The sequence below is a fragment of the Nostoc spongiaeforme FACHB-130 genome (assembly GCF_014698475.1).
GTDB classification, from domain to species: Bacteria; Cyanobacteriota; Cyanobacteriia; order Cyanobacteriales; family Nostocaceae; genus Nostoc_B; species Nostoc_B spongiaeforme.
Genome location: NZ_JACJTB010000071.1, coordinates 1 through 21,764 on the forward strand (window position 1 = coordinate 1; position 21,764 = coordinate 21,764).

The following is a 21,764-nucleotide window of genomic DNA, read 5'->3' on the forward strand; positions in this document are numbered from 1 at the left end:
AACTCAAGCAATATCGAGGGATTGCGACGCGCTATGATAAACGCGCTACCAACTTTCTGGGTGCAATTTATCTTGTTGCTTCTATTATTTGGCTTAATTGATGACACGCCCTACAACTTCCTCATTGATTGTAATACCGTTGTAGGTGAAGTTCATCGAACCAGCAAGATAATACCCGTCTCCCAGAATACCTTTTGCATGAAGTTCTTCGGTAATGTAAAATCGCACGGGAAAGTTTTGATAGTCAGTTTTGACTTTGATTTGTTCAATAAATCTGTGGTTGTGAGAGTCGGGACGGGTAGCAATGTGTACAGTCGTTCCGCGTTCGGCTAGAGTGGCGAGGACTTGGGAGAGGCGAATGCGGGAACGACTCCATGAGGGTTCTAAGCATAGGAAGGTGTTGGCGGTGTTATCGATAACGGGAATGTCAGATATCCACGGGGAAACAAGCCACACGCATTGGCTAGGGGTGATAAGTTCGGCGACAAAAATTGTTTGGAGTAAGTCAGGGATTTGGCGGGAACTTAGGCGGGAGTGAATATAGCGGGAAGGCATTTAATTTATTAAATTTGAGGATATTCTTAAGGATAAAAATTTAATTAACTATGAGAAATAAATGGAGAATCGTCATTAAATCCTTTTGACCGTATTGAAGATGACGAGTACGATATAAATTTGGTGTTTTTCCAAAACCAGGCTCAACAATCCAATCTTCTTTCAAACATATATCACCTTTATATTTATTCAGGCGATCGCAAATCAAATCAATACACTCAGGAACCTTACCATCAATCACAAAACCTAGCATCGCAGAATAATCATGACCTATGCTGTAAGTACCTACAACAAATCTTTTTACGCCTTCTAAAACGTATTTTGTTGCTAAATCTCTATCTGGTTTTGTACTGCTTATTCTCTTGCACTCTAGACCAAAATAATCCTCAATATTCCATGAATAAATCATTTTAAAATCTATAAAACCATCTGGCTTCAGGCTCTTATCAGAACGTCTTGTTGCTGCTTCATGCTCAATTCTTGGTGGCCCATGTATACCCCGGCGTTCCTTTTCAGCCCACATCTCATTATGTAATGCTCCAGCAATAGTATCTTCATCACATTGAGTATTAATTTCTGGTTTTTGGCATACTTGAATCCAAGCTGCTTGGATAATATCAAATACTGTGGCAATAATGTCTTTTCGTTTAATAAATGATGGTTGTCCAACAGCACCTGAATCATCCAATGGCAACATAATTTAACGATTCCTAAAATGTTCAGCTAAAACAGTATCAGCATCATTCAACCCAGCAGAACGAGTCCAGTAACGCAGTTGAGCAGGTTTAATAATATACAAATTTTCACCGATATAGATTCTGGCATTTCGGCGCGTAAAAACGCGGTCAGCCAATTGTGGCGGTAGTTGTCTTGCAATGCTTTTCAGCACAGTCACCAAATCCTCAGCCTGAATAGTTTGTATAACTGGCTCACGACCTGGATATGGTACTATGCTAAATTTAACCACCTGTAATGGGGTTTTAGAAATACTAAATATCTCAGCAACTATACTTCTTTCGTTAAGTGTTTGAAGAAAGGGTTTAATAACACTCATGAATTGTATAGCATAGGCTTCTAAATCAGCAGCTAATGGACTTCTTAGTGCTGTAGATTTCTCACGATTCATATACCAATCAATCGTGATTTGCGTAGTATCTTCAACTAAAACACGTTCATGATCCTCTAAAACGTAGAGATTAAATACAGCTTCATCAAGTTGTTTTTTTAAATCTCTCTCAACAGATTTATTGGGAGATTCACGCAATCTACCTTCTATTTCAATAATTTGATTAATAAATCTTTCGTTATCTTTATTTGGTTTAGGAACACAAAGACGTTCTAAATCTTGTGTTTTTATTTCCTTGCGCTCAATACCCCATGAAGAAGCTGTTAAGAATAAAAAATAACTGGTTATTGAAGAATTTATAATACCGTTTAAGTAGTGAGCTAAGTGGACTTTATTTTTTGCAAAAGAAATACCTGAATACCTTTGTGTGTAAACAATATCTTCCTGACTAAAAGCAGAAAATGCCTCATTCCCATCAATACTTTGTGAAATTATAACCAATGGAGCTTTATAAATTTGCGAATCCCTTGGTGACTCCATTGTTGCGGGTGGTAAGTCTAGTTCGTTTAAATCAATTTGATATCTAGGCATTTTGCTAGAAGCTAGACATTTTTTGTCCATCAATTCTTGCGGAACTTTACGATGATGTCCATACTTAAATCCGTTCTTAGGTGGATTTCCTACAACTTGTTCAATGTTTGGAAAATTTTCCAATTTTTGGAGCAGACGTATATCTCTAGCACTACCCCAAGTAGCAACTTTCAGCATATCTGAGTCACAAGCTGTGCTAAAAACTGGTAGTTTTTTAATATGCTCTGTTCCAATTTCAACAATGCCATGTCGTCGGAAATCTATGGAACGTTCTGGACATACAAAATAAAAAGTATCTCGCTGTTCTGAATATTTACCTTCTGCTATTAAAATCATTGCTGGAGCTTCAGAATTAGGAAAAATATGCTCTCTACGTAGTTTAGATAAATTAACGATAACTTTCGGTTTAAACCTCATAAAGAGAGATTCTTTTGCTTTTTTAGCTGCTGTGTCATTGCTAAAAAAAGGCTTACTATGCAAAATTAAACCAATGCAAGTTTTATCATTAGCAAAGTCGCCAATACGCCATAAAAATGCTTGGTCTGGAGGCGTACCATAAGCTGTAGGATATCCGTCTGGATAACCTGAATCAGGACGCTTACGCTGACAATATTGTTCTGCTGATTTATTTGATTTAGGTTTTGTCCAAGGAGGATTACCAACGATTGCGCTAAATTGTTTATGTGCAAATTGTTCTATTTGATTAAATTCTGCTTTTTCATCAAATGCGTCAGTAGCGAATAAATTATTACCTATTAGCTTTTGAAATTTTAAATCATCTGTTAATTGACGATGTTGCTCTAATTCATAATCTAATTCCAAAGCAGTAAGGTAAAGACTAAAAGCCGCAATCTGAACTGCTTCTGGATTAATATCCACACCATAAATTTGATTGTAAAGAGTTTCACGAATTAGATGGCGAGTTGGTGATTCTCCATTAGCCCAACGCTTAACGACTAATCTCCGCAAAGATTCAACTAGAAACACGCCTGAACCACAAGCTAAATCTAGTATTTTAGCATTACCATCAAGTTCTTTAAATACTTCAGAAAGTACCAAATCTACTAAATTTATAGGTGTATAGTGGGTACTATTTTCTTTTGCTGATTTGGAATCAGTAGCATAAATAAAACTTTCATAAATTGAACTAATCAATTCTATAGGTATGACCTTGAAATCATAAGCCCGCCATAGACGTTGTTGACCTGTGGCTATTTCTTCTACACCACCTATTAAACTTTGCACAACTTCAAGATGATTTGTGTTTACAGCACTTCTTTCTGCTGGAGAGATAGGAAATAAATCCCCATTAAAAATTCTTTGCAACCATTCAAATAAATCATAAGTTATAAGTTTATTATTTAGCAGTTCATTAAATGAATCTACCCCAAAACGATTATTAAAAAAGTTTTGATTTAAAATACCTCTATCTTGCAAATAAGCAACAAAAACAGAACGTATTAATAGAGCATGAGCAAATTGACGGTCTAATTTTTTTTCTTTTGTTAATTTCTCTTCAGCCTCATTCAAATCTTTTACAAGAACTGAATCTACTCTTTGTTGACGATCTATTTGCTTTGCTTTTTCCCACTGCCAAAACTTACCTGATTCAATTTGCAGACGACTAGCGAATTGATTCATTTGATTCAAGTCGCTTTCAGTAGTTTCAAATCTATCGATTAAATGTCGATTTGGATCATTTTCATCTTGTTGCTTGGGTTTAGAATAACAGTTATAAAGTAATACTTCATCAGGTGTAATTACCCACAGCATTGGGGCTAAACCATGATTCCAAGACAGTTTATGTAGTTTAGCTAACTTTCTAGGGTTAGGTTCATTTAATTGAGTAAAATAAATACAAGGTGAACCAGACAATTCATAGATTGCTGTAGCGTTAATTTGTTCAGTATCAATTACAGCACTATATTTAATGCGCTTTTCCAAATACTGGTTATTATTGCGAATATCTTCCGCTTCTGTAACTCCTGTAGTCGGCACACCATCACGATAGAAGCCAGTATGTGCCATTACTCGCTGGTATATTTCATTTACAGCTTTATTAGAACTCATTACTGGTTGCTCCTTGTGATTCTTATATGTATTTCTTTTACCCCTTCAACACTATTCCTGTCCGTTTATCAAAATCTAAAACATGATGTTTCTCTGCTTCTCTGGCTAATTCTGTAATTACATCTCCAATTGTTCCAATTTCATTAATTACAACTTGCCCCTGATTTTTTCCAGAAGTTTCTAAAACCATCAAACCAAAATCTTGCATATCTTCAATTAAATAAAGTTGGGAATTAACAAAAACCAGACGATGTTTAAAAAAAGAATATTCATAATTTCTTGACTGTAAAAAAAGTAAAACTTTTCTAATTTCTTGCAATGAAAGCTTCTGTCTTAATCTTTCAATAGTTTTGATTTCTAGAATTTGTTGCCACTTATAAATGACTTTAGGGTGCTGAGGATTACCAAACTTTTCTGGCACTACCAACCCAGTTCTATCTAAGTAGCTTAGTCTGCCAGAGCTTATGCCAGTTAAAGCGATGGTTTCTTGTCTAGTAAATCCACTAGCCATAAGAGGTTTTGTACTCCATCGAAATACAGCGATGTTTTGTTTAAAAACTAGTTTAACTTTTAAACACTTGTTTTAAACATACCCCAAAACAAGATGTTTTTAAATTTTTGTTTAAAAACTGTTAATTTTACTGCACTGTCTCCCTGACTCGTAGCCTCACCCCAAACCCCTGCGGATACCTCTGCACCGCCTCCACCAAAGGGTAAACCTGCAAAAACCCAAGTTCCATTGGTTCAACAGCCAAACTCAAAATCGCTGACTTTAAATCGCCCCGCGCATCAGGACGCGCTATCAGCGAAACCGAAGCACCTTGCTTAAACGCATCCTCTACCTGTTCCCGCCAGTCGGGTTCATCCAACCAAACTGTACGATCACCCACTTGCAAAACATCCAGTAAAATTTCTCTATCTGCGTCGGGAATCACAGCAAAGGGATTATAGGAAGATAAGGCGCGAGAACGAATAATATTTCCTCTCGCCCACAACAGCCCATAAATCACTTGAAACCGCCAATAGAGATTAGGCTGCACTAAACCAAGATGCAACAACGCCCGATCCAATTGGTCATAGTTGCTGGCAACATGAGCAAACACCCTGGCATCAATTTCGATACCTAAACGCGCTTCTTCCTGATGCCACAAACGAATCAAATCCAGCAGCAGTTTATCCGTTTCTGGAGTACTTCCAGGACGCAAAACCCTTGCGTTAATTGCAGTCATCACCGGATGCGTTACCAAAATCCCCTCAGAGGACAGGACTTTGCGGAGGCGATCGCTAGCTTGTTTTAATTCACCATATCCTGCGGCGAACCGCACATCTGCCATTGCATCGGCAACATCTGCACTAGTTTGGGTTAACTCCAGTAACCGCGTCAGTTCGGAGTCCACAATCTCAAAATCCCCAGGTGACAATGCACTCCCCGCCAAACGGAAAAAATTCGCCGGGTCAGCAGCATAACGCCGCAAGATTTCCTCGATCGCCCCGCCGCCACCAATCGTAGATTCAGTGATCCAAATTTCTTCTAGTCCCTCAGAAATAGCAGGTGCATCTGGTGGACGCGGGCCAGGATCGATATCTAAAATCAGGTCGCCCAAATCAAAATGAGGACACAATTGTCCGCAAGCATCCAGCAGTGCCCCTCCCAAAGTCGCTTTAAAACGTAACGCTGCCCAAGAATGCCACTCCTCATCAGGTTCTGACCAGAGAATCGGTGCCAGGTCATTTAATATAGTTTGGATGATGTCTGCGTTGCCAAGTGCTAGTAATCTATCATGTACCCTCTGCCGTCCCTGAATTTGTTCCGGTGCAGACTCCCCTTCTTCCAGTAAGGTTTCCTCAACGTTCAATGTTTGGAAGATATTGTCCAGAACCCTTGCCATTTCTTGACCTATATTTTCACCCAAAAGCGCCTCAAAAGCTTCATGTAGGGAGATTTGGGCTGTCAATGCGTGGTCGGTAAGCATTGATATATATATTTGATAAAGCCATTCCCGTTGAAAGACATTTATTGAATCACACAATCTGTCATCTGTCAATACCCGATAGCGGAAATATGCCGTGCGAAACGCCCGAATCTTCTCTTGATTGGCATCGCTGGGACTAATAGTAAAATTAGGCGGAATCCGAAAACGAAATACTAGACCGTCAACAGATTGGGCAAATCCCACTGCCGCCGGACTACTATCCTGTTTCTGGGTGAAGCGAATTGTTGTATCAAGTTCCTGACCGTTTTGGAAGCGGATGTTCGCATGGGATGCGATCGCTTTTCTAAAACTGGGTTAAACAGCATATCGTAGCCTTGATAGGCAATGCGATCGCGTCCGTAATCAGAAAGCACCACCACTGTCCAAGGTCGCATAGTTCTGCGTCGTCCCGCCCGTCCCTTCCTTTGCAAGAAAGATGCCATATCTCGCGGTGCTTTGTGCTGGATGACACCTCCAACTTCTGGATCGTTAAATCCCACTTCTAGAGATGCAGTAGCAACAATTACATCTGCATTTGGCGTAACTCCAGTATCTTGGGAACTGGTGCGCCCAATACTTAAAGGTAGTTCCAAACCATGACCGATTTCTTCACACAATAGCCAGGATTGTGCGGCAATCAGCCTTTCTCTACCATTAGTTGCACCATGCGATCGCAATGCTGCTAATGGCTGTCGTCCTCGCAAAGGACGACCCCAACTGTCTCGACCTTCAGCATCCAAAAGGTTGTGGAATAAGCGATTGGTAACATCTAAGTCATCAGTGAAGGCGAAAACACGGGAACCATAGAAACCTTTGCTAGGGGGGTCTTCAGATGGGTCGAGTACACGCCGCAGCAGCATCGCCGTTTGGATGCTTGTAGATAAAAGACTTGTCCCTGATACGGGGTCGCCCCTGAGAACCAATTGATACTCCATTCCTTCAGCAATTTGGTCTTCACCAGGAGAAATTTCTTCCACTGAACCAGGGTTTAAGCCTGTAAGTTGACTGAAAAATTCCGCCGCACTTTCTAGGGTTGCCGAAAGTCCGGTAAATTGGACTTTCTTGTTAATGATTTTCTGCCAACGCCGCAACAGGTAAGCAACTTGTGCGCCGTGGATACCTGTATAAGTATGCACCTCATCCAACAAAACGATCTGAGGCTTTTTCGCCGCGGCGATGCCAAATACATGACCGTAACGGGAGTCTCCCATAGACCGATTGAGCATTTCTGTGCTGGTAAAAACCAGGTCTGGGGGAGTTTTCGCCATGCGATCGCGTGTCAGAATAACTTCATCTTCTTGGATAACAGCACCGCAGGATGGGTTGAGACAAGAAAGTTTTTCTTTACCCGCTTCCACATCAGCCCGTAGCCAAGATAGCGCACCTTCACATCTGGGACACCGCAAATAAGGACAAGTAAACCCACCACTTTCAGCTTTCCATTTATCCTGTACCCGATCCAAAGTTGCGCTTCTGGGAGTTAAGCCAAAAAATGCACCAATGAGAATTTTACGTTTACCTTCTGCCTTGAGGACAGCATCGAGACGACGTGCTTCTTGATAGGTTTCAGAAAATTGGTCTTTGAGGAGTTCGTTACGGGGATAAATTGCTAGTCCTTTACTCCAATGCTCATCCTTTTTCAACAAAGTTGCAATATGCGCCAGCGCAGGTAAGTAAAAAGATAAAGTCTTTCCGGTTCCTGTCCCAGCACAGACAATCATCCCGCGACTTTTTGTGCTGTTTAAATCCTGCAACATCCGCCTTGTAGCGCGTAGCTGGAAGTCTGCAAGTTGAACCTCACCGCGATCGCGAGAAAGCAGTATCGCTGTAACGGCTTTTTGCTGTATGGGAGTTAGCAGTTTGTCTGCTGCCAACTGCTCAATTACTGCTTCTGGCGTAATATACCTGTTAGGATAAATTCTCGGACGGATTTGTAAGCGATAATCAGCAACTAAGGTAGGAGATGTTTGCCAATTATTATTCGGGAACAGTTGGCGGAGACGGGCAAATAATCTCACCGCTTCCGCCATCCGGGTGCGGAAAAGGCGATCGCCTCTAAGATTCAATTCAAACAACAATTTCCGTTCAAGGATTTGGTCTAAAAAATCCCAAACATCCTCATCAATTTCGCAAGTATTTAGAAAATCTTCCGCAAGTTCTACAATTTCATCTTCAGAAAATCCACCATCAACAATTCCCCACGTCAAAAGTTGGACTTCTTGGCGTTCCAAATTATCTAAAAACTCTCTAATTATTTTATCCCAATTAGTAGTCACCCTTACTCTGCCCTTACTTGATTTTAAAACAAGCGAATTTTTAGAGAATCAGCAATACCATGTTGATCAATCCAATCTTTAACTTCTGAAGTCCAAAGATTTAAAGGTGCGCCTTGATTGGCTGCTGCTCGCAGGAAATGCAATACAGTTTCGGGAACTTCATCAGAACTAAGGCTATTCCAATGATACTTTAATTGTTCAATTTTACGTTCATATACTACAAAATCAGCATTATTTTTCGGATAAGTAATGCTTTTTATTTCTCTATCTATAATCTGAATTTGCAGAACAGTTTGTTTAAAAGCTTCTACCTTAGCTAATAAAGTCAGTATCTCATTTTTAGTGTTAGGCATTTGTTGATCGCGGTAGCTTTCCCATGCTTCGCTCAGTTGTTGTTCTAGCGCATTTTTTAGATTATCAACTTGGGACTTTAAAATATTGCCTTGAAACTTTTTATTATCAAGAATAAACTCCGAGTCTTTTTGTAAATTATCTTCAATATTTTTAATAAATTTTAATATAAGCTCCGCTTTTTGACTCAAATCGATATTGTTAATACCTCTTTGCCGAAAAGCTGTTAAGGCTTCCACTAGTGGTTGAATCGTTGCAATTGCAACATTAATCTGAGTTCTTCTAGTTTGAATAATTTGAAGATTAGCTGCAAAATTTTGTAAAGATTTTTTACGCTGAGATACTTCAATAAGTTCCTGGGCTTTGTCTAAGAGCATTTTGTATCTCCTTTAATTTCATTCATGAGATTTCGTAAATTAGCTAACCCCTCACAAATTTCTTGGTAACTAGACTCTACTGTTGCACCTTCAGATTTTTCTAATTCTGCAATTCGACTTTTGGCTTCAAGAATCGAAGCATCTAGAAAATTATTAGTGTTATCGAGGAATTCTGAAGAATCAGTGATTATTTCTTGATAATCTTTGCTTAATTCTTGAAGTAATTTACCAATGTTAGTTTCTGGATTTTCTTTCTCAGTTTGTACACGTTTCATGGTGTCTCTGTAAGGGTTAATTGCTGTACGCCTGAATTTATCTAACACAGTAGTCATCCCTTCAAATCCCTTCTTAGCACGAAATACGCCTGCATCTTGTGCTGCTTCCATTGCAGCTTTGAGTGTGTCAATCACATCCTTTTTCTTAATGTCTTCTCCCAATTCTGATATGAGACGCTGATAAATATCTAACTGCCGTTCGTACTCTTCTTGAATGGCTTGATTGAGTAACTCATCTACTTGCTGACGTGCTTTGTAGATATCTTCGTAAAATTTGTGATCCTGTATATCTTCGGGAATTTCACATCGAGGTTGCCAAGTTTTTATCACCTTCTCTAAAGGTTCGATAATTTGGATTGCATCAATAATTTGAAATTGTGTTGAGCTTCCTTTGGTACAAGCAATTCGACTCTGAACAATTTCTAATAATTCTTTACGATATTTTTTGAGGGATTTAAATAACTGTTTCCAACTGGAAGCACGAATTTCATCTTTAGTATTTTCTATGTCTAAAAACAAAGAATTAATTACATCTTCCAAGGAATTTGTAGAATGTCCCGCCATTGTGGAGGTTATCGCCAATAATTCCACTGCTGCTGGTACTGGGTTCCAAGGTTCTCCTGACTCACGAGGGTAGAGGCTAATTTGTTCTAAGACGTACTGACTCCATTTTTCTAATTGTCGAGTATAGGTGCGGAAATAGCGATCGCCGTCTTTAAACTTCCAGTTTTTGTGGTGACTGTATAACAGGATACCTTGAAAGGTGATCGCAGTTGTACGAAACTCATCCGCGTCATCAGGGTTAAGCGGAAGTGATAATTTAACGCCAGAAATAGTTTCCCTTGTTACCCTACGGCTATAAAAAACAACATTTTTTTGCTTAAAAATTTTATTACCCCTGTCAACATCTTCCCGCGAACCGGGTGTTCTGGCGAAAGTTCCCTGAAGTAACATTTCTGCATCCCAATTAATTCTTTCCAGAATTGCAGGATAAATAAATTCGCGTAGTGGTTTTCCTAAATCTTGAGGTAAATCTCCTTGATTATTCCAATTGTTTAACAGTATGATTTGTTCTGCCAGTTTATCAGGAATGGCTTTTTCTTGATTACCTATTACAATCTCAGGCTCTGTTTTGTATTCTGAACTAGAATCTTTGACTTGCGGTTTTTTCTGCTCAATTCCAGGTTTGATGACAACTCTTGTATCTACTTGCGTCTGAATTTGAGCAAGCGGAGGTAAATTAAAAGCCGTGTGAACTTCAATAGGTAGATTACATAGTTTATCGCTATCAGTCCATAAATCTATGAGTATCTCACGACGCTCAAAGTTTTGGTAATCGTGAATTTTAATATCTTCTTGAACTAAAGCTTCCAATCGCTTTTTACCAAAATGGTCTCGCAAGCTGACAGATGGAAAACTCCCTTTTTTAATATCATTAATTCCATTTTCTAGTACGTATTTCAATACATCTTTAATTAAAATTCGAGGGTTAAAATTGTCGGTACTGACTCTAATAAGCATCTGCTCTAAAGCTTTGGGAGTAAACGGATATAAACCTATGTCATTTATACTTCCAAAGCCTGCATGACAAGCTTCGCGGTGTTCGCAGTCACTACAGGCAATCTTCAGAGGTTCGCCTTGAAAACCTTCTTCCTGATTGTTATTATTTGCCCAATCGAGAATTACTTTATCTTCTAAACGAACCGCATTAAGATACCTAGAAACAAATTCTTGAATATCAGCTTGAGTAATTAAAGAGTGGTTGCTAACCGTACCAACATCAAGATAGATACTAAAGGTAACACGCTGTTGTACTGTATCAAATGTCTTAATTAACCCTTCAAAGTAGCCTATTGTACAGGCTAATGCTGTTCGTATAGCACATAGCGGTTTACTTCCTGGTTGTTGAGGTCTTGCTAAAACCGCTTCTAATACTTCTCGGTCTATACCCTGTAATTTTGCAAAATCTTCAATTAACAAAACTAATTCAACATTTTGTTCTGCCAAAGATTCTCGAACTTCGCGCATTAATCTAAGTAGGTCTTCTCGCCCCAAATTTAACACTTGAGTGATAGCTTCATCTAAGTGCTGATTCAGCCAATCTACGGTAGCTTTTTGAATATTGTCATTACCTATAAGGAAGGCATAAAAATCTTGAGCTTGTTTTCCTGCTTTTTGCAAGTTCAAAACATCAAGTGGTAAATCTTCTAAACAAAATTGCCGTCTTTCTTCGACAATTTCGACTCGATCGTGATATCCTAAAATGTGGATAACTAAGCAATGAATAATACCGCCATCTTTTAACCAATGTTCGCGGAAAAATGGGTCGTATAGTAGAGAATCTAGTTCATTAACAATATATTCTTGCTCATCTGTGAGCTGGCTTCTATCTCGTTTACCGGTATCACCAACTGCTGCTGCTAATTGATTGAGAAGTTGTACCCGTGCTTGGGTTTCTGTTAAAGTACTGGTTGCTCTATTTACCCGTTGGCGATATTCATCAAATTTTTCTCCCTCTATTCCTTCAAGAATGAGGCTAATAATATCTTTTAAGTTAGTTCCAATTTTAGGGATTAGTAATACCTTACGTCTATCGGTAGATTTTATATTAGCTTCTAACCAACGAATTAAGTGAGATTTTCCTGTTCCAGAACCACCTAAAACTGGAACAAAAGCAAAGTCATTTTCTGCAAGAAAATCTGTTAGTAATTGTTCTTCATCATATTTAACCCGTGACGTATCAGATTCTTTGATCAGAATAAGTTCTTGACGATACATTGCAACTGGGTGATGCGTCGCCAGAAATAAATGATTTGGGGGCTGGGTTGCTTCCACATCCATGATGCGACGTACATTCTCTAAATTCCAGCAGACAAACTTTTCAAAAGTCATGTTTGCTCTCCTTGCCAGGTAATGTGAGATTTACGTCCATCATCATCAACTTGGTTGTTTATCTTGGGTAAAAGCATTAGGTCTGCATCTGATTTTCTCTCCAGTTTGATATAACCTTCCTCCTGAAGACGAAATAGAGCAAAGGCTGTGCCTGTAGAAAGATACAGGACTTACGCAACTGGCACAGTGCGATCGCTAGCCAGTAGTACACAAGTATTAATTAGCGAGAATGTGTTTGATTGGCTTTACTAGAATTACTAACAATAATTAATGATGTATCTTGTTGTTAAAATTTTCTGACAAAATTGAGAGAAAGTGCATCATAAAGTTGGTTAGTCATGAAATTTACTAAACTTAATTATTGTCAATATTTACTTAGCAGCCAAATTAACTATACAATGACTAATCTAGCAGAACATTTGGAAAATATTAGTCATGATAAAATCAATTATTATTTAAAAAATGAAAAATTAACTCCTCGTTTACTTTGGGATAATGTCAAAGATTTAATAGTCACTGACGAGGATGCTTATATTATATTTGATGATACAGTTTTAGATAAAAGATTTTCTGAGGAAATAGAAATAGTACGCAGGCAGTATAGTGGTAATGAACATGGCGTTGTTAGAGGGATAGGAATAGTAAGTTGCATATATGTTAATCCTAAAACTCTCAAGTTTTGGGTAATAGATTATCGTATTTTTAATCCAGACAATGATGGTTTAACCAAGATTGACCATGTGAAAAATATGCTGCAAGGGCTTGTATATCAAAAGATTCTACCTTTCGATACAGTTTTAATGGATACTTGGTATGCGGTCAATAATTTAATGCTTTATATCGATAGTCTAGATAAAGTTTATTATTGTCCTTTAAAGACTAATCGTTTAGTGGATGATAGTTTTGGTAAAGAAAAATATAAAAATATTGAATCTTTAGAATGGAGTAATCAAGATTTAGAATGTGGTAAAATAATAAAAATTAAAGGATTCCCATCTGAGAAAAAAGTGAAACTTTTCCGGGTTACTATCTCTACCGATAGAACGGATTATGTCGCAACCAACGATTTATCTCAAAGTTCTACTGATGTTACACAAAAGGTGTGTAACATCCGTTAGAAAATAGAGGAATTTCATAGAGAAATAAAACAACTAACTGGCATTGAATCATGTCAATGCCGTAAAGCCCGTCTTCAAAGAAATCATATTGCTTGCGCTATGTTAGTTTGGCTAAGACTGAAAAATTTAGCTTATCAAACAGGTCAAACTATTTACAAGCTCAAGCACAATCTGCTTTCTAATTATTTAATTGAGCAACTAAAACGTCCAGATATTGCTATGTCTTCTGTGTAGTTTTTGGGCGCTCGGTGCGAAAAGCGCACCATTGCTTGTGCCAGTTGCGTAAGTCCTAATTACCTTTGAGCAAGCAATTACAATCAGTACTAAAGGACTAGCCCTCAAAGATGGATTGAAGACCCAAAGCCAAAGACGTTTTCCAATTAACAGTCAGCAACGTGAAATTTTAGACTCAATCAAACCAGAAAATTGTAATCCAGATGACTTTATCTTTAGAAGCAAAAAAGGCGGCATAGTAGACTTTGGAGATTTTCTAAATCATGCTTGGAAAGGTTATAAAAATCATCGTGGTACACATATAGATGGAATCGTGACTCAACTTGTAAAGCAGGGTTTAGTCAGCGAATATCGTAAACCTTACCAATGTAGGCATACTTTTATCACTCTTTGTCTGGAAGCTGATATTGATGCGAAGGATGTAGGAAGGTGGGTTGGCAACTCTCCGGAAATTATTTACAAGCATTACGCAGGTAATAAACGTAATTTACAGGTGCCAAAGTTATAAATTTGTTGAATTATAACAACCGTCACATTGATGGCCTGGGCTAAAACTGAGAAATCATTGCTATAACCTTTTATCCAATACGGTTAATATCATGTCCGGTTCAAGACTTATCATGAATACCGCAGGGGGAGCAGAGGAGAAGTTTTTGGGTTTTCTGCATAGATGCGGGAATTATAACTAATTAGCCGGGCATGATATCACTTAAGGTTCAAACTATTTACACGGACAAATTTTTTAACTAAGAGCTTGTCAAATAACGACCTTCCCTCTTTTTAATTAGAAATGCTTTTTTAGTAAGTGTTCTAGAGAAAAAATTGTAAAAGTTATTTCTTTACAGGCTCTAACCGTATTAGATGGGAAACGGCTTGTCGCAGGTTAGAACGCGAAGAACGCAGAGAAAAGAAAGACTTAACTGTATTGGATTATAAGCTATTAAACGGCTCTGACTGAACAGTAAGATTGCTACGTCTGGAGTGCGATCGCTAATTTTTGTGATCGCTAATTTTCGTTATGATAGCTCTATAAGTTGTCACCTGTGCATTATTTATAACACAAACTGTAATAATTAGTTGTCATCAGTGCATTATTAAGTTGTCAGAGTGACAACTTGGGTTTTATGGTGTGTCATAGCTATTCCCACCTCAAATAGGTGAATTATGATTACCCAAAGCTTTTTATCTAGCCTCGAAGAATCGAATGCAGCAAACAATAATCCAAGCGAGGTTCAAACTTTACAAGGTAAAGAACCACTTAAACATCTGTTGATTGGTTCTTCTAAAGCCGTTACTAGCACAATTCACTACTTACAGGTTATTGGCTACGCAAATGTAGGCGATTGGAGTCCTTTACTACCTAGCCCTAATCCAGGCGAAGTCATGAGTATTTTAAATAGACCTATTGTGGTGCAATAAAAACTGTTACTTCGTGCAATTAAAAATTATGACCCCTGTAGGGGTCATAATTTTTTAGCTAAATATTTTGTGTGCTTTAGACTTGTGTGCGATCGCAGTAAAGATAAACTCCAAAGTATTACTGCACTCCAATAAAGTCTATGAGTGATTTTATGGTAAAGGTTTAAGAGATAACAAATCCTGTAGCTCTGCAACACTTAGTTGTTCCAGTTCCAAAAGTCGTTGGTCAACAAGTTCCATAAATTGCTCAAATTTTGGACAACCACAACATACTTTGTCATCGCCAGGAACAGTACACTGACAGATGGGAGTGGCAATAATTTCCTTAAAGTAATAGTCCGGATACAATAACAAACACGGTTATCCTGACTCTGGTGGGGAGTTATAAATCCTAGAGAGTAGCACTTAGGACACTTAGATTTACTTAAATCTTTAGGTGGCCACTCCTTCAAAACCAGTTGTGAAGCAACTTGAAACCTCAACTGTTTCAGCCGCAGAAGTTCAATCGCATTCATCTTAATTCTCCGGTTTTACAGCAGGAGAGTTTTTAAACACAATGGATTCAACTTGGCCATTACAAAGAAAAATCCTGTGTACAATGCGGCGGTATATCTGAACCTTCTCATTATTCGACAGCGTTCTCCAAACACCCAAGTTGTTCCCTACTCGAATAATTTCCTCAACAGTCCTGTCCTCAAGGCGTTGTGATTGAAAGAAATTGGTTTCCTCTTCAATTTGGCGTTTTAAATCTGCCTTGAGTTCTTCCGCACCAGGGTTAAATCCCGGAAACTGCTCCTTGTTTTCGTTGGTGTTCTTTACCGCGTTTTATCCGCTCTGAAAGTATCCCTCTTCTGTCACTTTCCGGGTATTCTGAATATAAAGAATAAAAAAAGAAAACCGTGAAAGGTAAGTGGGACAATGGATGTAGAGTTACAAATCCTGAAACATTTGGCAAGAGATCCTCATCCAACAGTTGGCATCATAGATGAATATTGTGCAGAGTATAAAGACCTGTTTAAAGAAGTAAGGAATTATGAGTGCTTCAAATATTTACACGTGGGGATAATATCAACGATAAAAAGAAAATCGTTACCAGAAATAGCGAGGGAATTTGAAGAAGACTTTAGGCGATTTATATGGATTAAGAACCTGGGTAGAATATGGGTTTCGACAGTGTAAGCAGGAACTAGGCTGGACAGATTACCGTTTCACTAATTTTCAACATATTGAGAGATGGTGGGAGATTATTTTTAGTGTTTATACGATGATTAGTTTAAATTCTCCAGCCTTCTTAGGTTTAAATCAATCTTGTCAATTTGAGCCTGAGACACAAGAAAATAAGGATGTTGATTTTTCTAATCATCCACAATGGAACCACGAATCTGGATGGAAGAATACTTTAAATAATCTCCGTCTCATTATCCAACCACTTTTACTATTTTGGTTAATTTATCCCTGGTTAAGTATTTTCCCTAATTCACATTTATTATTGGGATTCAATCATTTAATTGCTTCAATGAATCAATTTAAACCCTCTTATGCTTCTGGATGATTTAGCTCCTGAACTACTTGCTTATCTCGGAAAGTGACAGAAGAGGGATAAATCTACTTCCCATTCAGCCAGTAGACCTAACATATTCAGCATGAGTTTACCCTGTGGTGTACTCAAATCTAATTTTTGGTCGAGAATCACCAAGTTGACATCATATTTCTGAAGGATGTCAACAATTTTTCTCAGGGTAGGTAAAGAGCGTGTAATGCGATCTATTCGAGTAATAATGACTTTCCTAACTTTTCCCGCTTCCACAAGCCGGATTAATTCTTGACAGAACTTACGCAACTGTCACAAGCAATGGCACGGCTGGCTACACCTCGCACCAAACAACTATGGAATCAACATGGAAACAGCCGGACGTTTTAGTTGCTCAACTAAATAATTTGATAACAAGCCATGCTTTATTTGATAGATTGTTTGACGAGTTTGATAAGCTAAATCTTTGAGCCTAAGCCAAACTAAAATAGCGCAGGCAATAAGATTTCTTTGAATACGACCTTTACGGCATTGACATGATTCAATACCAGTCAATTGCTTTAATTCTCTATAAAACTCACGCCAGTCGCTACAACGGGGGTAACCCCCGCAACGCGCTGGCTCCTCAACTTTCCATCGAACCTTAGACACTTGTTGTACAACGTCCGTAGAATCTTGAGATAAATCGTTCGTAGCGATAAAATCCGTTCTGTCTGTAGAAACAGTTACCCGGAATAGTTTCACTTTTTTGACGGCTGAAAACTTCTTAATTTTCACTATTTTACCTGATTTTAACTCCTCATCACTCCAAGATAACAACTCAATTTTTTTATAATCTTCTTGCTTACCCGTATCATCAACAAGTCGATTACGTTTTAGAGGACAATAATAATATTTCTCTAAACTATCAATATATAACATCAATTTATTTGTCGCATACCAAGTGTCCATTAAGACTGATTGAAATGGCAAAGCCTTATGATAGACAAGGTTTTGCAGCATTTTTGTAACATGGACTATTTTTGTTTTTCCATCTCTTTCTGGGTCATAAATACGATAGTCAACCACCCAAAATTTTCCGACCTCATGATTGACATATATACAATTTATTAGCCCAATGCATTGGATAACTCGATGCTCGTTGCCACTATATTGGCGTTTAGTTATTTCTATTTCTTTGGCATATCGTTTATCAATTACTGTATCATCAAAAACGAGATATGCGTTATCACTTACTTGGATGATATCTTTAAAATTCTCCCAAAGCAAACGTGGTGTTAGTTTTTCATCCTTAAGATAGCGATTAATTTTATCATGACTAATCTGCTCTAAATGCTCTGCTAAATTTGTGAGAGTATAATTAATCTGACTACTTAACAAGTATTGACAATAGTTAAGTTTAGTAAATCGCATAAACGAGTGGATTTATTTTATGAATCCTCAACTAATTTTCTCATGATTTGAACAATAGTTAACATAGCTGATTAGTGTGACTAATTTCAGCAATGCCCTCTGAGTACGCCAATTTGATATAGTACATAAATACTATAAACTAGCGATCGCTCTGTGCCAGTTGCGTAAGTCCTGGTTGAGTAAGCGTTCGGGATTACGTCCGGTATTTTGAATTTCATGAAAAACACCTTCGACGCGCTGACGAACACGACTAATAAAACGCTTCAAGCCATGAGAATGTTGAAGATGCTGGTTATCACGAGTGAGTGTCCAGATGAGATTACCCGTGCGACAAGCGATCGCCGCCTGCCAATCAGCCGAAATAAATCCCTTGTCTGCGTAAATATTGCTATGATTAACTGTCGCTAAAACACCATCAGCAGCAATTCTCTCATCGGTATTAGCAGGCACTATATCATAACAGATGGGAATTCCATTCCATGTTGAGAGCATCACTAGCTTGTAGCAAAAAGAAGATGACTAAATCTATTCCAACAAAAACCTTGGTTTCAACTAGCACAATTTCACGCCTTCGTACACTAATTATTACATCTTGTACTGGAAAAAAGCTTCATAACCCAACAAATCAGCTAACAATAGAAGATTTTAAAGACACAGAGAGATTAAGAGAACGCACCAATCACTTTTAGAATTCTCCTGTCCGTCTGGCCAGATGTATACAGGGCTGCAACATCTACGGCTAATGGAGGGGGTGGATATCCTGCGATCGCATTGGCGCAGGAACCCAAAGGATAATTTTTACCTCTCCTGAAAGTTTAATGGGTTCTCTAGCATCTTCTCTCTATGAGGCTGCCAAATTGGGTATGTTGAGGTATTTTATAATCGATGAAGCGCACATGGTAGAGCAATGGGGTGATAATTTTCGTACCGCCTTTCAAGAAATTCCTGGTTTGCGAAGAGATTTATTGCGGCATAGTTCTTTCACAACTTTATTATTAACAGCCACATTAACCGAATCCTGTTTAGACACCCTGGAAACATTATTTGGTCAAGATTTACAAGTTATATCTGCTGTACAATTGCGACCAGAACCTGCTTATTGGTTTAACAAATGTTCCAGTGAAGAAGTTAGAAAACAAAGGTTGCTTGAGGCAGTTTATCATCTTCCTCGCCCGTTAATTATTTATGAAACTGAAGTTAAAGCTGTCAAAAATTGGCAACGGGAATTAACCAACGCTGGATTTAAAAGATGTGACCTGATGACAGGTAAATCTACTACTCAGGAACGGGAGCAATTAATTGAAAAATGGCGGGAAGAAAAGATTGATATAGTTGTTGCTACTTCTGCCTTTGGATTAGGTATAGACCAAGCAGATGTCAGAGCAGTAATTCACGTTTGTATTCCCGAAACCATTGACCGTTTCTATCAAGAAGTCGGACGGGGAGGAAGAGATGGTAAAGCCTCAATATCGCTCACATTATATACAACGGAAGACTTCAACATTGCTCATGGTTTAAACGAAAAATCGACAATTACTATCGAGAGAGGATTGCAGCGTTGGCAAAGTATGTTTGCAAAGAAAGAAGCTTTAAAAAACGGTAGATATCGCGTATCTATTGATAATCCTCCGTCTTTGCTAGAAAAAGATATTGATATGCAAAGTGACCAAAACAGGGCTTGGAATATCCGCACTTTGACGCTGATGAACCGAGCAAATCTAATTGAAATTGACTCAGTAGAACCTCCCCAGAAGAAAAACTTTGAATCAGAAACTGAAGCAGCTTATCAAGCAGCTTGGGATGCGTACCGCAATTCTCGCATTATTCGTATTTGTAATGAGTTTCATTTAGAAAAATTCACTTGGGAATCTGAAGTTGAACCAGTGCGCCAGAAACGCCAAAGCTGGAGTTATAAAAACCTGCAATTGATGAAAGAAGCTTTAAACGCTAAACGTTGTATTTCAGAAATATTTGCGGAGGCGTATAGCATTCCCTCCCGTCAAACTCTAGAAACCAGAAATCCGGTTATAGTTTCTCGCGCTTGTGGGGGTTGTCCTGTTTGTAGAAGAAATAGAATTACACCTTTTCGAGGAATTATGCCTGAACCAAGCCCAAGCCTTGTGTGGCAAAAACCAAAATTTTTTGTCGGTGAAGAACTGCAACGCTTGTTTTTGGTCGATAACTTAATGCTTATTTTTTATAAATCCTTAGAAGATAAAAGTAGGAAGCGCCGCATAAATAAAGTGTTGAAATGGTTTGTCGAACAAGGTATGAGGAATATTATTATCCCTAGTGAGTTACAGGAAGCATTGATTAAGGAAGTAAACAGAATACCCAATTCTTTCATATTTTTATGGGAAACCTATCAACCAATAAAAATGCCACATATTCCTACCCTTATTTTTCATCCTGAAGCAGAAAAATTACCTCACAATTATTTATCAAAAAATAGTATGTCTCAGGCTCCACGCGTTATTTTACTGCCTAGAGATACACCCGACCCCAACAGAACTGACCGACGGCTGATTGATATTTTTTCAGGACGGCAGTTTAAATTTGACCCCTTCTGTACGGAGATTGGTGTATGAGTGTTGTAAAAACAGCTTTAGCTCACCCTAGCAGAATGCGAGGAATCTTTAGATATTTACTCCAGACTAAGGGACAAAAAGAAAATATAGAAGTACTAGAACGTAGACTCTCTCCCGATAAATTAGTTGAAGATAAAAGCACTCCACGTCCGATGTTCAATGCGGCACTGAGAGAAAGCATCAAATGCGGTTTATTAGTTGAGGAAGATAAAGAAATTGCTATTAATCCAAACTTACCAGAGGATGCAAGGAATCCTCGACTAGGTGACAAGCTATTACCGGATACACTAAGTTATCTATTTTTTACCTCTGGTAACGAAGATGAAGAAGACTTTGGTCGAGTTTGTGCTTGGTATTTAGCGCAAGATATTTATGATGCTCCTGGAACTTGGAAAGAAATAGAACAGAAAGTTAGCGAACAGAAAGTTGGTGATTTATTGAAAATGTCGAGCGATCGCCTCTTTATTCAAATGGATGACTGGATGTGCTACTTAGGTTTTGCTTGGCACCATGCATTAGGGGGAAAATCTGTAACTGTTCCTGACCCTACAGCTTACATAAAACGAAATCTCCAACGGTTATTTGATGGACAAAAGAAACTTTTAATCAAAGAGTTCATTTTACAATTAGCAACTATATGTCCCTTGTTTGAAACAGGAAAGTTTCGAGAAGAAGTTGAAGCAAAAATTGACCGCCGTTTACCTAATTATCTCTGAGATTTTGTACCAAATAGTCTCGAATTGCGATCGCATCATCCAAATTTTTAGTTGGTAAATTAGCGATGTGATTGCGGTACTTTCGATAATCAACAGCGTAAGTCGAAAGGCTAATTTGTGGTTTTTTAAACTCAGTGTATTTTTCCCATAATTCTCCCAAGTCAAATTGAGGGGTAACTGAAGGTGGAACTGAGGTGATTGGGGTAATACCAATTCTCTATGAACCTGCATAGAATAAAGCTTGATGGAAAAGAGCTTCAAGGATGAAATCATAACTGGTCAAAGAGGATACTAATTCAGAAGATAATTGAGCTAATAT

Annotated in this window: 16 protein-coding genes and 4 pseudogenes; 7 read left to right on the forward strand and 13 right to left on the reverse strand. The window is 38.3% G+C overall.

From position 1 onward, the window contains the following. Nucleotides 1–101 (forward strand): annotated as a pseudogene (locus H6G74_RS29125) (IS5/IS1182 family transposase); the annotation flags it as partial. Here H6G74_RS29125 and dpdK read toward each other — a convergent pair. The 8 genes from dpdK to dpdH form a co-directional block, all read right to left on the reverse strand. After that, nucleotides 94–555, reverse strand: coding sequence for a phospholipase D-like domain-containing protein DpdK (gene dpdK, locus H6G74_RS29130; protein WP_190971053.1), 462 nt, complete (start codon nt 553–555; stop codon nt 94–96). The pseudogene H6G74_RS29125 and the gene dpdK sit on opposite strands and share 8 nt — an antisense overlap. Before the next feature lie 40 nt (nt 556–595). Beyond that, complete coding sequence (locus H6G74_RS29135) at nt 596–1,252, reverse strand: hypothetical protein (RefSeq protein ID WP_190971054.1); 657 nt, start codon at nt 1,250–1,252, stop codon at nt 596–598. Between the two features lie 3 nt (nt 1,253–1,255). Then, complete coding sequence (locus H6G74_RS29140) at nt 1,256–4,282, reverse strand: HsdM family class I SAM-dependent methyltransferase (protein WP_190971055.1); 3,027 nt, start codon at nt 4,280–4,282, stop codon at nt 1,256–1,258. Between the two features lie 37 nt (nt 4,283–4,319). Then, the gene (locus tag H6G74_RS29145) at nt 4,320–4,793 is read right to left on the reverse strand and encodes a MerR family transcriptional regulator (RefSeq protein WP_190971056.1); all 474 of its coding nucleotides are present in this window, start codon (nt 4,791–4,793) and stop codon (nt 4,320–4,322) included. Between the two features lie 127 nt (nt 4,794–4,920). Continuing rightward, on the reverse strand, nt 4,921–6,459 hold the full coding sequence (locus H6G74_RS29150; RefSeq protein ID WP_190971057.1) for a hypothetical protein: 1,539 nt from the start codon (nt 6,457–6,459) through the stop codon (nt 4,921–4,923). Then, nucleotides 6,429–8,531 carry a protein DpdJ gene (dpdJ, locus tag H6G74_RS29155; RefSeq protein WP_190971058.1) on the reverse strand — a complete coding sequence of 701 codons (2,103 nt, stop codon included), beginning with the start codon at nt 8,529–8,531 and terminating at the stop codon, nt 6,429–6,431. Before dpdJ ends, H6G74_RS29150 begins: the two co-directional genes overlap by 31 nt. Before the next feature lie 23 nt (nt 8,532–8,554). Next, nucleotides 8,555–9,259, reverse strand: a complete 705-nt coding sequence (locus H6G74_RS29160; protein WP_190971059.1) for a hypothetical protein — start codon at nt 9,257–9,259, stop codon at nt 8,555–8,557. After that, nucleotides 9,250–12,426: a protein DpdH gene (gene dpdH, locus H6G74_RS29165; protein ID WP_190971060.1), complete on the reverse strand. Its 3,177-nt coding sequence runs from the start codon at nt 12,424–12,426 to the stop codon at nt 9,250–9,252. Before dpdH ends, H6G74_RS29160 begins: the two co-directional genes overlap by 10 nt. Before the next feature lie 338 nt (nt 12,427–12,764). Here dpdH and H6G74_RS29170 point away from each other — a divergent pair. From H6G74_RS29170 to H6G74_RS29180, 3 genes and pseudogenes are all read left to right on the forward strand, one after another. Next, nucleotides 12,765–13,778, forward strand: a pseudogene (locus tag H6G74_RS29170) (IS701 family transposase). 115 nt (nt 13,779–13,893) lie between these two features. Beyond that, nucleotides 13,894–14,286: a hypothetical protein gene (locus H6G74_RS29175; protein ID WP_242051381.1), complete on the forward strand. Its 393-nt coding sequence runs from the start codon at nt 13,894–13,896 to the stop codon at nt 14,284–14,286. A 656-nt stretch (nt 14,287–14,942) separates the two neighbouring features. Beyond that, the gene (locus H6G74_RS29180; protein ID WP_190971061.1) at nt 14,943–15,197 is read left to right on the forward strand and encodes a hypothetical protein; all 255 of its coding nucleotides are present in this window, start codon (nt 14,943–14,945) and stop codon (nt 15,195–15,197) included. Between the two features lie 150 nt (nt 15,198–15,347). Here H6G74_RS29180 and H6G74_RS29185 read toward each other — a convergent pair whose 3' ends face one another. Continuing rightward, the gene (locus tag H6G74_RS29185; protein WP_190971062.1) at nt 15,348–15,551 is read right to left on the reverse strand and encodes a hypothetical protein; all 204 of its coding nucleotides are present in this window, start codon (nt 15,549–15,551) and stop codon (nt 15,348–15,350) included. A 564-nt stretch (nt 15,552–16,115) separates the two neighbouring features. On the opposite strand from H6G74_RS29185, the pseudogene H6G74_RS29190 reads away from it, so the two are divergent. Further along, nucleotides 16,116–16,749: pseudogene (locus tag H6G74_RS29190) on the forward strand (hypothetical protein). Nucleotides 16,750–16,770: 21 nt separating this feature from the next. Here the strand turns inward: H6G74_RS29190 and H6G74_RS29195 are convergent. From H6G74_RS29195 to H6G74_RS29205, 3 genes and pseudogenes are all read right to left on the reverse strand, one after another. Then, nucleotides 16,771–17,037 carry a recombinase family protein gene (locus H6G74_RS29195; RefSeq protein ID WP_190971063.1) on the reverse strand — a complete coding sequence of 89 codons (267 nt, stop codon included), beginning with the start codon at nt 17,035–17,037 and terminating at the stop codon, nt 16,771–16,773. 45 nt (nt 17,038–17,082) lie between these two features. Next, complete coding sequence (locus H6G74_RS29200) at nt 17,083–18,141, reverse strand: IS701 family transposase (RefSeq protein WP_190971064.1); 1,059 nt, start codon at nt 18,139–18,141, stop codon at nt 17,083–17,085. A 132-nt stretch (nt 18,142–18,273) separates the two neighbouring features. After that, a pseudogene (locus H6G74_RS29205) lies at nt 18,274–18,639 on the reverse strand (transposase); the annotation flags it as partial. A 272-nt stretch (nt 18,640–18,911) separates the two neighbouring features. Between H6G74_RS29205 and dpdF the strand changes: the two are divergent. Next, a complete protein-coding gene (dpdF, locus tag H6G74_RS29210; RefSeq protein WP_313888526.1) occupies nt 18,912–20,729 on the forward strand; it encodes a protein DpdF in 1,818 nt (605 codons plus the stop codon). Continuing rightward, nucleotides 20,726–21,445 (forward strand): protein DpdG, encoded by a 720-nt coding sequence (dpdG, locus tag H6G74_RS29215; RefSeq protein WP_190971067.1) that lies wholly within the window; start codon nt 20,726–20,728, stop codon nt 21,443–21,445. Before dpdF ends, dpdG begins: the two co-directional genes overlap by 4 nt. On the opposite strand, the gene H6G74_RS29220 is transcribed toward dpdG, so the two are convergent. Beyond that, nucleotides 21,432–21,605, reverse strand: a complete 174-nt coding sequence (locus H6G74_RS29220) for a hypothetical protein (protein WP_242051382.1) — start codon at nt 21,603–21,605, stop codon at nt 21,432–21,434. The genes dpdG and H6G74_RS29220 overlap by 14 nt on opposite strands. Nucleotides 21,606–21,764 lie beyond the last annotated feature (159 nt).

Bases quoted from the DNA above. Each gene is read 5' to 3' on its own strand.
- H6G74_RS29135 (WP_190971054.1), bottom strand. From the start codon at position 1,252: ATGTTGCCATTGGATGATTCAGGTGCTGTTGGACAACCATCATTTATT.
- H6G74_RS29180 (WP_190971061.1), top strand. From the start codon at position 14,943: ATGATTACCCAAAGCTTTTTATCTAGCCTCGAAGAATCGAATGCAGCA.
- H6G74_RS29145 (WP_190971056.1), bottom strand. From the start codon at position 4,793: ATGGCTAGTGGATTTACTAGACAAGAAACCATCGCTTTAACTGGCATA.
- H6G74_RS29200 (WP_190971064.1), bottom strand. From the start codon at position 18,141: ATGCGATTTACTAAACTTAACTATTGTCAATACTTGTTAAGTAGTCAG.
- H6G74_RS29140 (WP_190971055.1), bottom strand. From the start codon at position 4,282: ATGAGTTCTAATAAAGCTGTAAATGAAATATACCAGCGAGTAATGGCA.
- dpdH (WP_190971060.1), bottom strand. From the start codon at position 12,426: ATGACTTTTGAAAAGTTTGTCTGCTGGAATTTAGAGAATGTACGTCGC.
- dpdG (WP_190971067.1), top strand. From the start codon at position 20,726: ATGAGTGTTGTAAAAACAGCTTTAGCTCACCCTAGCAGAATGCGAGGA.
- dpdK (WP_190971053.1), bottom strand. From the start codon at position 555: ATGCCTTCCCGCTATATTCACTCCCGCCTAAGTTCCCGCCAAATCCCT.
- H6G74_RS29160 (WP_190971059.1), bottom strand. From the start codon at position 9,259: ATGCTCTTAGACAAAGCCCAGGAACTTATTGAAGTATCTCAGCGTAAA.